The organism is Actinomadura sp. B10D3 (assembly GCF_039871695.1).
Lineage (GTDB): Bacteria > Actinomycetota > Actinomycetes > Streptosporangiales > Streptosporangiaceae > Spirillospora > Spirillospora madurae.
The window spans coordinates 1-13156 of record NZ_JBDPLY010000035.1 but is presented as its reverse complement, the minus strand read 5'-3'; the positions used below and the strand labels follow the sequence as shown (position 1 = coordinate 13156).

The 13156-nt window shown below is 68.7% G+C and carries 14 protein-coding genes; 13 read left to right on the top strand and 1 reads right to left on the bottom strand.

Annotation, left to right across the window (positions count from 1 at the left end; genetic code table 11):
• Positions 1-7 precede the first annotated feature (7 nt).
• The 13 genes from ABGB11_RS36265 to ABGB11_RS36205 all read left to right on the top strand — a co-directional run bounded on the left by ABGB11_RS36265 (position 8) and on the right by ABGB11_RS36205 (position 12548).
• On the top strand, positions 8-1222 hold the full coding sequence (locus tag ABGB11_RS36265) for an MCE family protein (protein ID WP_347640017.1): 1215 nt from the start codon (positions 8-10) through the stop codon (positions 1220-1222).
• Positions 1222-2475 carry an MCE family protein gene (locus ABGB11_RS36260; RefSeq protein WP_347640016.1) on the top strand — a complete coding sequence of 418 codons (1254 nt, stop codon included), beginning with the start codon at positions 1222-1224 and terminating at the stop codon, positions 2473-2475. Before ABGB11_RS36265 ends, ABGB11_RS36260 begins: the two co-directional genes overlap by 1 nt.
• A gap of 1 nt (position 2476) precedes the next feature.
• Positions 2477-3727 (top strand): MlaD family protein, encoded by a 1251-nt coding sequence (locus ABGB11_RS36255; RefSeq protein WP_347640015.1) that lies wholly within the window; start codon positions 2477-2479, stop codon positions 3725-3727.
• On the top strand, positions 3724-4278 hold the full coding sequence (locus tag ABGB11_RS36250) for a hypothetical protein (RefSeq protein ID WP_347640014.1): 555 nt from the start codon (positions 3724-3726) through the stop codon (positions 4276-4278). The genes ABGB11_RS36255 and ABGB11_RS36250 overlap by 4 nt, the downstream gene beginning before the upstream one ends.
• Positions 4275-4877 carry a hypothetical protein gene (locus tag ABGB11_RS36245; protein WP_347640013.1) on the top strand — a complete coding sequence of 201 codons (603 nt, stop codon included), beginning with the start codon at positions 4275-4277 and terminating at the stop codon, positions 4875-4877. The genes ABGB11_RS36250 and ABGB11_RS36245 overlap by 4 nt, the downstream gene beginning before the upstream one ends.
• A gap of 20 nt (positions 4878-4897) precedes the next feature.
• Complete coding sequence (locus ABGB11_RS36240; RefSeq protein ID WP_347640012.1) at positions 4898-5557, top strand: hypothetical protein; 660 nt, start codon at positions 4898-4900, stop codon at positions 5555-5557.
• Positions 5558-5570: 13 nt separating this feature from the next.
• The gene (locus ABGB11_RS36235) at positions 5571-6122 is read left to right on the top strand and encodes a hypothetical protein (RefSeq protein ID WP_347640011.1); all 552 of its coding nucleotides are present in this window, start codon (positions 5571-5573) and stop codon (positions 6120-6122) included.
• Between the two features lie 34 nt (positions 6123-6156).
• On the top strand, positions 6157-6831 hold the full coding sequence (locus ABGB11_RS36230; RefSeq protein ID WP_347640010.1) for a hypothetical protein: 675 nt from the start codon (positions 6157-6159) through the stop codon (positions 6829-6831).
• Positions 6832-7204: 373 nt separating this feature from the next.
• Entirely contained in the window at positions 7205-7855 is a 651-nt protein-coding gene (locus tag ABGB11_RS36225; protein WP_347640009.1) for a hypothetical protein, read from the top strand.
• A gap of 78 nt (positions 7856-7933) precedes the next feature.
• A complete protein-coding gene (locus ABGB11_RS36220) occupies positions 7934-10021 on the top strand; it encodes a hypothetical protein (protein ID WP_347640008.1) in 2088 nt (695 codons plus the stop codon).
• Between the two features lie 258 nt (positions 10022-10279).
• A complete protein-coding gene (locus tag ABGB11_RS36215; protein ID WP_347640007.1) occupies positions 10280-10789 on the top strand; it encodes a hypothetical protein in 510 nt (169 codons plus the stop codon).
• Between the two features lie 259 nt (positions 10790-11048).
• A complete protein-coding gene (locus ABGB11_RS36210; protein WP_347640006.1) occupies positions 11049-11858 on the top strand; it encodes a hypothetical protein in 810 nt (269 codons plus the stop codon).
• A 69-nt stretch (positions 11859-11927) separates the two neighbouring features.
• Entirely contained in the window at positions 11928-12548 is a 621-nt protein-coding gene (locus ABGB11_RS36205) for a hypothetical protein (RefSeq protein ID WP_347640005.1), read from the top strand.
• 34 nt (positions 12549-12582) lie between these two features.
• Here the strand turns inward: ABGB11_RS36205 and ABGB11_RS36200 are convergent, their stop codons facing one another.
• Complete coding sequence (locus ABGB11_RS36200; RefSeq protein WP_347640004.1) at positions 12583-12834, bottom strand: hypothetical protein; 252 nt, start codon at positions 12832-12834, stop codon at positions 12583-12585.
• Between the last annotated feature and the right edge of the window lie 322 nt (positions 12835-13156).

Genomic DNA, 13156 nt, shown 5'->3' with positions numbered 1-13156 from the left:
ACGCACGGTGAAGCTTCCCCGGCTCGGGTCGCCGATCCGCGACCACCGCACGCGGGTGCTCCAGGCGCTCATCGCGACCTTCGTCCTCCTGGTCGCGATCGCGCTGGTCCCGCTGCTGACCGGCGGGCCGACGCACCGGATCACCGCGTACTTCGCCACCGCCATCGGCGTCTACCCCGGCTCCGACGTCCGCGTCCTCGGCGTGAAGGTCGGGTCGATCGACTCCGTCGAACCGCTCGGGAACCGGGTCAAGGTCGACATGCTGCTGGACGACGAGGTGGACGTCCCCGCCACCGCCCGTGCCGTCGTCATCGCGCCGAACCTCGTCTCCGACCGGTACGTGCAGCTCGACCCCGCCTACGACGGCGGCCCGAAGATGGCCGACGGCGCGTCCATCGACGTCGGCAACACCGCGACGCCGCTCGAACTCGACCAGCTCTACGACGCGGTGCGCAAGTTCTCCGGCGACCTCGGCCCGCAGGGGCTGAACGCCCAGGGCGCGCTGTCGGACGTCGTCCGGGTCGGCGCCGCCAACCTCGGCGGCAACGGCCGGGCGCTCAACACCACGATCGCCGACCTCGGCAAGGCGTCCCAGACCCTGGCCGACACCAGCGGCGACCTGTACGCCACCGTCGCCAACCTCAACAAGTTCAGCGAGATGCTCCGCGCGAACGACGGGCAGATCCGGCTGGCCGAGAACCAGCTCGCCGAGGTGAGCGGGTTCCTCGCCGCCGACCGGGAGGAGCTCGCCGCGGCGCTGCGGAGCCTCGCCCTGGCGCTCGCCGAGGTGAAGGGATTCGTGTCCGACAACCGCGCGGCGCTGAAGAAGAACGTCGGGAAGCTCGCAGGGATCACCCAGGTCCTCGTCGACCAGCGGGCGTCCCTCGCCGAGATCCTCGACACCGCGCCGCTGCTGACCCAGAACGCGCTCAACGCCTACGACCCGAAGACCCGCTCGCTGATGACCCGCGGCAACCTCCTGGAGGTCACCAAGGCGTTCGGCAGCACGAGTCAGCCGGGCGTCGACCCGCCCGGCGCAGACCAGCGGCCGGTGTGCGCGGCGGCGGCGTCCGCGACGAAGGCGCTGCGCGAGCAGTGCGAGCGCCTGGAGAAGGGCGGGCTGGTCGCGGTCCCGCCGTCGCGGACGCCGGGCGTCCCGGCGCTGCCGCTGCCGCCCGCGGGGACGACCTATGCCGGTCCCGGTGGAGAGGGAGGACGCTGATGCGCACGCCCAGGCTCCTCACGGCCGTCGCGGCCCTCACCGCCGGCACCGTCCTCGCGGCGGGCTGCTCGACCCGGATCGAGGACATCCCGCTGCCCGGCGGCGCCGACCTCGGCGACCACCCGTACACGGTGAAGGTGCAGTTCGAGGACGTGCTGAACCTCGTCCCGCAGGCCGCGGTCCGGGTCAACGACGTCCCGGTCGGGCGGGTGAAGAAGGTGTCGCTGCCGAAGAACGCGTGGAACGCCGAGGTGACGCTCGTCGTGAACGGCGACGTGCGGCTGCCGGCGAACGCGACCGCGAACCTGGAGCAGTCGAGCCTGTTGGGGGAGAAGTACATCAAGCTCGCCGCGCCCGCCACGGCGCCGTCCCCGCAGCCGCTGACCGACGGCGCCACGATCCCGGTGTCCCGCACGACCCGCAACGCCGACACCGAGGAGGTGTTCGGCGCGCTGTCGCTGCTGCTGTCGGGCGGCGGGCTCCCGCAGATCCGGACGATCAACAAGGAGCTGAACCAGGCGCTCGGCGGGCGGGAGGACAAGGTCCGCTCCGCGCTGCGGAACCTCAACGGCCTCACCGGCACGCTGAACCGCAACCGGCGGTCGATCGTGGACGCGCTCGACGGGCTCAACCGGCTGTCGTCCACGGTCGCGGCCCGCAACGGGCAGGTCGAGACCGTCCTCGACGACCTCTCGCCCGGCCTGAAGGTCCTGGACGAGCAGCGTGGCAAGCTCGTCGAGATGCTGCGCCGGCTGGAGAAGCTGTCGGACGTCGCCGTCAGGACCATCAACGCCAGCAAGGACGACACGGTCGCGAACCTGCGCTCGCTGGCGGTCATCCTGCGCAAGCTCGCCGATTCCGGCCGGGACCTGCCCAAGTCCCTTGAGGTCCTGCTCACCTACCCGTTCACCGACGAGGCGCTCAAGGCCGTCAAGGGCGACTACCTCAACGGCTACCTGACCGTCGTCGCCGCCGAGGGCAACGACTGCGTCATCCCTCCGGTGAAGGAGCTGAATCCGAAGAGCCTGGCGAACGCGCGCGCCCTGGCCGCCCCGCCCGTCGGCCCACAGCCGGTGCCGTGCCCGGGCACCGCGGACGGCGGCGGGACCGGGCCGTCCGCCACGCCGGACCCGGCGACGCCCACGCCGCAGCCGGTCGCGCCGCGATCACCGTCCGGCGGCTCCGGCGGCTCTGGCGGTGGGCCCGGTGATGGGCCCGCCCTGCCGCTCCCGACCCTCGGGGAGGGGGACTGACATGCTCACCGTGGGCACCCGCATCAAGATCGTCGTGTTCGCCGTCATCGCAATCTTGGTGGTCGGCTACATCGGGACCACCTACGCCGACCTCGGCCGCTACGTCGGGATGCGCGGGTACTACACCGTCCGGCTCGACCTGGCGACCACCGGCGGCCTCTTCGAGGGCTCCGCCGTCTCCTACCGCGGCGTGACCGTCGGCAAGGTCGGCAGGCTCGACCTCAGCCGGGACGGCGTCATCGCCGAACTGCGGATCGACGACTCGTCCCCGAAGATCCCCAAGAACCTGCAGGCGGTCGTCGCGAACCGGTCCGCCGTGGGCGAGCAGTACGTCGACCTGCGGCCGGCCGCCGACTCCGGGCCCTACCTGGCGCAGGGCTCCACGATCCCGCGCAGCGTCACCGTCACCCCGGCGCCGGTGAACGAGACGCTCAAGAGCGTCAACGACCTCGCCGCCTCGCTGCCGCTCGCCGATACAAAGATCCTCATCGACGAGCTGGGCCTGGCGTTCGCCGGGCAGGGCCCGCACCTCCAGCAGCTCCTCGACACGAGCGCCCGGTTCGTGTCGGCGTCCGACGCGGCGTTCCCGGACTCGCGCGCACTGATCCACAACGGCCGGGCGGTGCTGCGGACGCAGAACGAGATGTCGGCCGCGTTCAAGTCGTTCGCGTCCAGCTCCAGCCTGTTGGCGCGGCAACTCCGCGACTCCGACACCGACCTGCGCAGGCTCATCGCGGCCGGGCCCGGAGCCGCGAACGAGCTGTCCGGCCTGCTGCACGACCTGGATCCGAGCCTGAGCGTCCTGCTGGCGAACCTCCTCACCACCGCGCGGGTCGGCGAGCCGCGGCAGGCCGCCATCGAGGAACTGCTGGCGAACCTCCCGAACGTCGCGGCCGTGGGGTCCAGCATCGTGTCCGGCGGCAAGCTCCGGCTCGGCCTGGTCACCACGTTCTTCAACCCGCAGCCCTGCACCCGCGGCTACGGCAGGACCCGCTACCGCAACGGCCTCGACCTGTCGCCCGCGCCGGCGTTCAACACCGGCGCCCACTGCGCCGAGAGCCCGAGCACCGGCATCAACGTCCGCGGCGCCGCAAACGCGCCGCGCAAGGGCGTCCCGGAACCGGCCAAGCCCGGAACCCTCAGCGGAACGGGCACGACGGACCTTCTCGACTCGCTGGGCCTCACCGGGCTGGCGCGTCCGGCGCCGTCCGGGGACCTGGCCGCCCTCCTCGGCCTGGGAGGTCCGCGATGACCGGCGCGGCGTCGCTGCGCAAGCCGGGGTCGCTGATCCGATGGGTGCGCCCGGCGGGCCACGTCCTCACGGCCGCCGCCGCGGTCTTCCTGTGCCTGTCGCTCTGGTCGCTGTTCCAGTCCGGGCGCGGCGCCGACCACGACCTGGCCGCCGCGCGCGACGAGGTGAGCCGGACCGCCGTCCGCGACCTCGCTTTGATCAACAGCATCGACCCCAAGGTGGCCGAACTCGACCTCCAGCACTGGCTGGACGTCGCCACCGGCCCGTTCGCCGACGCGCTGAAGCGCGACATGCCCGCCGCCCGCGCGAGGTTCGCCAAGCAGACGGCCCGCTCGCACGGGCGCGTCACCGCGCTCGCCGTCACCCGGCTCGACCGGTCCGCGGGCGAGGCGACCGTCATCGCCTCCGTCCGGGTCTTCACCGAGCCGTCCGGCGACTCCGCCCAGGGCACCGAGCAGCGCAAACGCTACGAGGTCGCGATGCGGCGGGTCGGCGGGACGTGGAAGATCAGCTCGCTGAACCCGCTGGCGCCCGGGGGGAGCAGGCCGTGAGCATCACCGAGGAACGGCCCGCGCGGCGCCGCCCGACCCCGCGGAAGAACCCGCGGAAGGACAAGGCCGCCCGGCGCTCGCTCGGCTCAGCACTGAAGCGGGCCGCCGGGCTGGGGTGGCCGGTGACCCTCGCCCTGGCGATCTGCCTGTCGGCCCTCGCGATCGACGGCTGGGCCGGCAGGCGGAGCGAGCGGTCACCGGCCGCCAACCGCGCGCTCGTCGACAAGGCCCGGACCGCCAAGGTCGTCGCGGAGGTCTCGGCGAAGGTCGAGCGGATCTTCACCTACGTCCACACGGACCCGGCCGCGACCGAACGGGCCGCGAACGGCGTCCTCACCGGGCGGGCCGTCGGCGAGTACCGGCGGCTGTTCGGCCTGGTCAAGCAGAACGCCCCGGCCATGAGGCTCGCCCTCACCACGAAGGTCGCCAAGGCCGGGCTCATCAAGCTCACCCGTGACGGGACGGCGGTCCTGCTGGTCATGCTCGACCAGACGGCCACCCGCGGCGGCACGGCGACCGGCCCGCCGGTCGCGGCCCAGCTCATCGTCACGGCCCGCGACGACCACGGCTGGCGCATCAGCGACCTCCGGGCCGCCTGAAGGAAAGGGGTGGAATTCAGGTGACCGAGACCAGGACCGCCGACCCGGCGGCGGAAGACCAGGAACCCCGGGCCGACGAACCCGAGGCGGCGGAAGAGCCTCGTCAGGACTCGGCATCCGACGACCCGCCGCGGCGGGAGAAGAAGGAGGCCGTGAAGCCGCCCCGCGGCCTCTTCGCGGATCCCCTGGTCAGGGTCGCCTTGGCGGTGACCGTGATCGCCGCCGGCGTGTGCGCGTGGTTCGGCTACTCGTACCGCACCGCGTCCGGTGACGGCTCCCTCGCCTACGCGGCCGAGCGCGACAAGGTCCTCGCCGCGGCGGACCAGGCGATCGTCAACCTCAACACCCTCGACTACCGCGACGTCGACGCGGGGCTGAAGGTCTGGCGCGACTCGTCGACCGCCCAGCTCTACGACGAGATCGTCCAGGGTGGCGAGCGGCTCAAGAGCGATATCCAGAAGGCGAAGACGACCAGCACGGCGAAAATCCAGGAATCGGCCCTCACCGAACTCGACCTCCGCGCCGGAAAGGCCGCCGTCATCGCCGCCGTCAGTATTTCGATCACGGGAGCGGACGGAAAGCCGGTGAACAATCTGCGCCGGTTCACCGGTCAGCTCACCAGAACGTCCGCGGGCTGGAAACTGTCGGCCCTCGGGCAGGCTCCGACCGGAACGTCCTGACGAGGAGAGTCGCATGGCAGCGATCGGCACGCTCGGGCGCGCGGTTCCAGGATCCGGCCGCAACCGCCTCGTCACATTTCTCGGCGTCCTGGCCATCGCGTTCGGTGTCGCCGCCGCATGGCTGCACGGCCAGGCCGGCGAACGGACCGGCGCGGCGTCCGCCAAGAATGAGGCGCTCAGCGACAACGGCCGGACGAGCGAGGTGAAGGGGCAGATCACCACGGCGGTGAACACGGCCTTCTCCTACAACTACGCCGACGTGGCGAAGACCGAGAAGGCCGCCCAGGACGTCCTCACCGGAAAAGCCGTCCAGCAGTACAACCAGCTCTTCGCGTTGGTCCACGAACAGGCGCCCCAGCAGAAACAGGTCCTGACCACCACCGTCACGGACTCGGCGGTCAAGTCCCTGACCGCGGACCGCGCCCGCCTGCTGGTCTTCGTCGACCAGCGCAACACCCGAACCGACAAGAACCAGACCAGCTACTCGGCCGCCGTCTTCGCCGTGAACGCCGTCCAGGTGAACGGACAATGGAAGATCGCCGACATCGACACCCTCGGCGCCTGACATTCGCCTTCACCCCGAACAGTAGGAGTGAACGATGCGCAAAGCCGGCACGAGCACTCTGACGACCGCCGCTCTCGCCGCCTCCGCGGTCATCGCAACGGTGGCTGCTGCGGCCACGACCTGGACCGTACTCCCCGGAGGGGCTGTGACCGCGACCGGCACCCAGCCGCTCACCGTCGTTGACATGAACACGGGAGGCGCCATCGTCTGTGACTCGATGACGGCCAAGGCAGTGGCGAAGAGCGGCTCGGGACTGCAACCGGCCGGAGTCGCGGCGATCGACGAGCTGACGTTCTCGACCCCCGGGAACCCGAACGACTGGTGCACCGGCCCGGTCGGCATTGTCTTCGACGTCCGGCCGGTGGGCCTCCCCTGGCAGATAAACGCCGGGTCCTACGACCCGGCAAGTGGCGAAGTCGTCGGAAAGGCGGTCGGTGTCACGGTCAAGGCGCATGGCTCGGACGAGTGCGACGTGACCTTTTCGGGAGCAGATGGTCAGTCCGGCTGGGTGAAGATGAGGTACGACAACGGAACCGGGAAGGTGTGGGTGGGTGCTTCGCCCGAAGAGATGGAGACCGACTACGGAACGAACCTCGTCGCAACCGGCGTCGACCCCGATTGCGATCCCACACTCGTGGCTCTGGGCGACGAGATCTCCCTGGGTGGTGAATATGAGGTGGCTCCGAAGCAGTTGGTGACGAGCCCCTGACGGCCGATCGACCGAGCTGCGCTCCCACCATGTGCAACGCGCAACAGGACCGCACTCGACGTGCGCAGGAAAAGAGTCGGCTTACCTGAATTGCTGCAAGTGACAATGCGAAAAGATCAGATGCTAAGTCGGTGACAATAGCTTGAAAATGACGGGAGAAAAGTGCTCGCCGCCTCTTGATGGTTGTGTTACCGGCGCGTAGGTTCGTGTTATAGATCAGCAGGGCCGGGTGGTCTCGTAATGGAGTCGGGCAAGGTCGGCTTCAGGGGTCCTGCTCTCACCTGTCTCGAAGGAGTCGCTTCTGAAGAAAACGCAGTCAGTGTCCCTACTAGGTCGAAAGCAGCCACCCCCCGCGAAGGGAAACAGAACTGACATGCGAAAGCACACCCGAAACGCGCTGACCGTGACGGCCGTGGCGGCCAGCGCCATCGCGCTGATCTCCGTCCCGGCCTCGGCGGCCGGCACCTGGACGGTCAGCCCCGGCGGAACCATCAGCGGCACCAACACCCGTCCGCTGACCGCCATCGATACCACCACGGGCTCGCCGGTCGTCTGCGACGTGTCGACCGCGACCGGGACGGCGAAGAGCGGCACCGGCCTCAGCGGCGACGGCATCGCCTCACTGACCGATGTCAACTTCTCAACGCCCGGCAACCCCAACGACTGGTGCACCGGACCCGTGGGCATCGTCGTCAAGGTCACCGCGGAGAACCTGCCGTGGAACTTCAACGCCGAGTCCTACGACTCGGCCTCCGGTGTGACCAGCGGGACGCTCACCGGTGTCGTCGCCAGCATCCACGGCAGTGACGAATGCGACGCGACCATCACCGGGCCCGGCGGCGCGCCGGGAACGATCGAGGGCAGCTACACCAACGGCGCCAACACGCTCGGTGTGACCGGCGGCAACCTCGAGGTCGCGACCGTCGACGCCGACTGCGACCCCCAGCTGATCGGCGTGGGCGACCAGGTCGTGCTCGACGGCGAGTACTCGGTGACCCCGGGCCAGACCATCACCAGCCCGTGATGTAGGGGCGAAATCTCACTCAGGGCCGTACCCGCGCCGCGACGCGGGTACGGCCCGCAGCCCGCGCAAAGGAACCTGATGCAGCCGACGACTCGGAGATTGCTGTCACTCGCGACGACCGTCGTCGTGATGGGGGTGACCGGTCTGCAGGCCGGCATGCCGCCCGCCGTGGCGGACATCGGAGCCGCGCTGCGCTACGTGTGCACCACGTCGACGGGGACGCACGAGATCAACGTGCGGATCGGCGCGTTCGCGCCGCCCGCCGCCGTGGTCGGCCAGCCCGTCCAACTCGGGACGACCGAGGTCACCGTCGAACTGCCCGCGGAGCTGGTGGGCGAGACGTCCGGTGCGGAACCCGCCGAGACGCCGGCAGGGGACGTCCCACCAGTCGGCGTCCAAGACCAGGCCGTGGGGTTCGCGCGGCTGGACGTCACCGTCGAGCAAGGAGGACGCTCACGCAGAGCGGGATGGCCGGACTTCGCGCTGGCGGTGGGCGAGCAGCGAGATGGCATCGTCCTGATGACAGGGCACGGCGTCACACCTCCTGTGGAGCCCCGCGCCAAGGGCGTCCCCATCAGGTGGCTGGCCGGACACCTGACCCTGTCACTGTCGGGTGCCGGGGGCGAGCGCACTTCGGTCTCGTGTTCACTCAAGAAGACGGCGGAACTGGGGCGAGTCGAGGTACGGGGGCACAGGACCACGGCTTCTCCCGGAGTGCCGGGGAGCACGCCCAGCTCGGCCGCCGCGGAGGAACCGCGGGAGCCGTGCCCGGAGATACCGCCGCCGGGCACGGACCCGAACTATGCGATCAACGAGACGGATCCGGGTCTCAAGAAGATTTTGGATGACCCGGCCATCCCATCGGGCATGGTCCGGGTTCCCACGTCGGGATATGTTGACGGCCTGCCCTTCTGCATCACGGCGACCGGCTTCGCCAATGTGGAGAAACTAGGAAACGCCGTACCGGTGTCGGTCGAGACCCAGTTGCGGCGAGGAGTGTACAGCTATCGGCCCACGAACACCTTGAGCGGCACCAACAGAACTGAGCAGTTCGGCTATGTGTTGAGCGACGCACAGCCAATTTCGGCAACGGTTCTTGCCTTTGGCTTCATGCCGACGCGAGCCACCTCCCAAGCCATCCAAGTTCGGCCACCGAAGGGGCTGGAAGGCGAGCCGAAGACGGGAAACCTCCGACTTTCCGGCCTGTTCAATGTGAACCGTCCGCCCAACGCCGGAGAAGAGTCCGAGCTCTTCGCCAGGGCTTACATCCAGCTCAGGGCCGGCGACGCGTCTGTCAATGGAGTCCCGCTCAGGTTGGGCGACGACTGCAGATCCGAGACGACGCTGTTCGACGCGTACTCCTATATGGGAGATCCCAACATGGGGTTCGTCAATGCCACGGATGGACAGACGCTCCAACTTCGGGATCTCAGCATTCCTGCATTTTCGGGATGTGGCGTCGGGGAGGACCTCAGCCCACTGCTCACGGCCAGCATCTCGGGTGGTGCGAACTACGGCCGGTTGGATGCCGGGCGGTGGTGCAATCCGAGAAACGGCGTGAACTGTGACGAGGGCGGACACGGGCCGAATCCGGACACCTGGACGATCGAGCCCGGCGGTGACATCACGGCCACTGCTTCCGATTTCTCGGTGACAGGTGGAGACTCGTCTGTGAGCTGCACGCAGGCAATCGCCAAGTTCCACCTCGACGCTCAGCACTGGCGTGGCATATTCGGCCTGGCGCGAGTTGAGCACGTATATCGCGGATGTCGGCTGCACATGGCCGGTGGTACGACCGTGCCGATCGATCTCAAGCAAGACGGGGAATCCTGGATCAGAGGAACGTCGATGACGTCCGATGGCCTGGCGAACCTCAGGTTCGACGGCATACTGCTCGACGCACATGTGAAGACCGACGAACTCGACTGCTCATTGCGTCTGGGGAGCGTGTGGAACTTCTCCCTGGATCCGCCGCCCCGGGAAGTCCCGACGAACATAAGCGGGGCATACAGCAGCCAGACTGGAAAACTGACGGTCCCGCCATCCCAGATCATTGTCACGCCCAGCACAACGTGCGCCATTCCCGGTTTCACGAAGGGAAGAGGGGTGGACCGCTCGGGGGTCACCTTCGAACTCGACCCGAAGCAGCGGATCACCCAACCCTGATGCGGAGACCGGGTGCCTCGAGACGGTCCCGCCGTTCGCACCACCCCGAGCGGCATGACCGGCCCGCCGCGGACCTCTGGTTCGCGGCGGGCTCTGGAGCGCGGCCCCGGCACCCGGGCGACGTCTGAAAGGTGACGCATTATGCTCCCGATTCTTCGACGGATCGCCGCGACGGCGACCGTTCTCGCCGCCGTTCCGGCGGTCTTCGCGCCGTCGGCCCTGGCCGAGGACGCCTGGACGGTGTCTCCCGGTGGGGCCGTGACCGCCACGGGTGCGGTGCGGGTCCAGAACGTCAGCCGCGGGTGGAACATCGACTGCGGTCAGGCGACGTTCAGCGGGCACGCCGAATCCGGCGCGGGGGACCAGTTCGATCCGCTCGTCGAATTCGACGAAGCGACGTTCGAGAACTGCGCAGGGCCCGATGGCGTCGGTTACACGGTCACGATGACCAGCGGCGTCCAGCTGGAGATGTACGCCTCGTCCTATGACGCCGGGACCGGGAAGACCACGGGCACCTTGTTCGGATTCCAGCTCAACATCGTAGGCACGAACCGGTGCCAGGCCGACGTCGCGGATCCCGCCGGCGATCTGGGAGCGGCCGACGCCGACTTCACCAACGAAGGCAGCGTGCTCGGTCTCGATGGCGGGAACATGGGCGTCACATTCGTCAACTTCGCCTGTTCGAGCGGGTTCATCGCGACCGGAGACCGGATCGTGCTCGCCGCGCAACTGGCTGTGAGCCCGCCTCAAACGATGACCAGCCCCTAACCCGCCCCCGCACACTTCGCGCCAAAAGGCGTCAAAAAGCGGATTCGCCTTCGATGACAATATCTCCGTCCCGGCAAAAGGTCATTCTGGCATCTCCTTACAAAAATCGAGGATTTGCCGCAAATGGCTCCTCTGCATGTATTGAATCATCAATGTAGCGGTCTTATCCTCCCATTGAGAATCACGGATCTTCGCAGTTCGAAGTCCGCCCGCCGCTCGGCATCGTTCGCTCGGCGTCCCTCGTGAGAAAGGACCGACCGTGAAGCTCGCCCGTCCCGCCAAGCGCGTGACCCGGCTCGCGCTTTCCGCCGCCGCCCTCGGCGCGGCGCTGACCGTGGGCGCGGGGACCGCGGCGCAGGCCGCCCCCGCCGCCAACCCCGACCCCATCCCGGACACCTTCGACTTCTCCGACTGCCCGCCGCTTCCCGAAGGCTCCGACCCGCGCCTCTCCAGATGCGTCTCCGTGGTCGTCACCAGCGGAACCTTCCAGATCGGCGCCTTCGACCAGACGATCGACAAGCCGATCCGCATGACGTTCGCGAACGCCTACAACCCCGAGACGTTCAAGTACACCGCGGTGTTCGGCAAGATGCGCGCGGAGCGGATGCTCGTCCAGCCCGGCCTGTTCGGCGACCCGCTGCTGACCGCGGTCTACGCGCAGCCCGAGTTCGCCGGCGTCTTCGACCAGCCGACGAGCGCGGACTTCCACATCAAGGTCGGCCTGAAGATCCGGCTCGTCAACCCGTTCCTCGGCTCCAACTGCCGGGTCGGCAGCGACAGCAACCCGATCACGCTCGAACTCACCACCGCCACCACCTCGCCGCCCGCCCCCAACACCCCGATCACCGGCGAGCCGGCGAGGGTCGTCCGCACCGACCCGCCGCCCACCGTGCGCTCCGCCAAGCACGTCGACAACGCGTTCTCGGTGCCCGGCGCGAAGGGCTGCGTCTTCGGTGGCGGCATCGCCGACTGGCTCGTCAACCAGGTCGGCGGCTTCCCCTCGGCGGCCGGCAAGAACACCGTCATCTTCAACGAGTACATGGCCCTCAAGCCGTACAGCGAACTCTGACGCACACGAGCCCGTGCCCGCGGCACGCCCGCGGGCACGGCCACCCTCGAGCGAGAAAGAGGCCCTGTCATGCGACGCAAGAGCGCGTCCCTCCTGATGACCATGACCCTGGCAGCGGCCCTCCTCGCCGCACCCGCGACGGCGGAGGCCGTTCCCCAGGCCGGCGTTCACCCCGTCGGCCCGGTCACCCTCACAGCCAACTCGACCCTTGTCGACTTGAGCACCGGCGCGGCCGTGGTGTGCGACGGCGGGACGTTCGAAGGCTACGTGCCGTCGATCCAACCGCCCAACCTCGTCGTCAGCAGCGGTTCGTTCGGCGATCCCGCCGATGGGTGCGTCGGCCCCGTGGGCTTGGTCGTGCAACTCACTTTGGCGTTCCCATGGGAGGCCACCGTGACGGCCTACGACCCCGCCACCGGAGTCGCCTCTGGGTCTCTCGCCGGCTTCGAGCTCACCTATCACGACAGTTCCGGTTGCGATGTCTCCATCTCCGGCCCGGCCGGAGTGCCCGCCAGAGCCAACGCGAGCTTGACCAACAGCACCGGTGAATTCGCTATCACCGGCGCCGACGATCTGGAAGTCGCGATGGTGGACGCCGACTGCGATCCACAACTGATCGGCGTCGGAGACCAGATCGCGTTCGAAGCAACCTTCAACACCACCCCCAGCCTCAGCTACAGCGACGCGTAGAGGGCCCACGCAGACTCACGCAAACTGCGTCAGGTCAGGTGAAGATCTCGTCGAGGGTTTGGGCGGTGGCTGCGCGTCGGGCCCAGGTGTCGAGTTGCTGGAGGTCCTTGCAGTTGGTGATGCGCTGGCGGAGGTCGTCGTCGATGGTGAAGCCGCGCGCTTCTAGGACGACGAGGAGCACCTTGATCTCCCCTTTGGCTTCGCCCTCGATCCTGCCCTTGGCTTCGCCTTCGGCTATGTGTTTCAGGGCGAAGTCGCTTTTCCACTCGTAGGTGCCGGCTTGCATGATCTCCTCCAGGCAGGCCATGCGTGCCTGGAGGCATGGCTCTGCGAATTGGGTGTATAGGTCGACGCCCAGCTCGAAGCTTGGAGATCCTGCGCGAGCTGCGTTGCTGTTCTTCCCGCGCTTGGAAGGTGGTGTCTCGCGGTGGTGACGATTCGCCCGCCAGGCTGTCTGTGCATCCTGGCGGGCGGGGTGTCAGTCAGGTGAAGATCTCGTCGAGGGTTTGGGCGGTGGCTGCGCGTCGGGCCCAGGTGTCGAGTTGCTGGAGGTCCTTGCAGTTGGTGATGCGCTGGCGGAGGTCGTCGTCGATGGTGAAGCCGCGCGC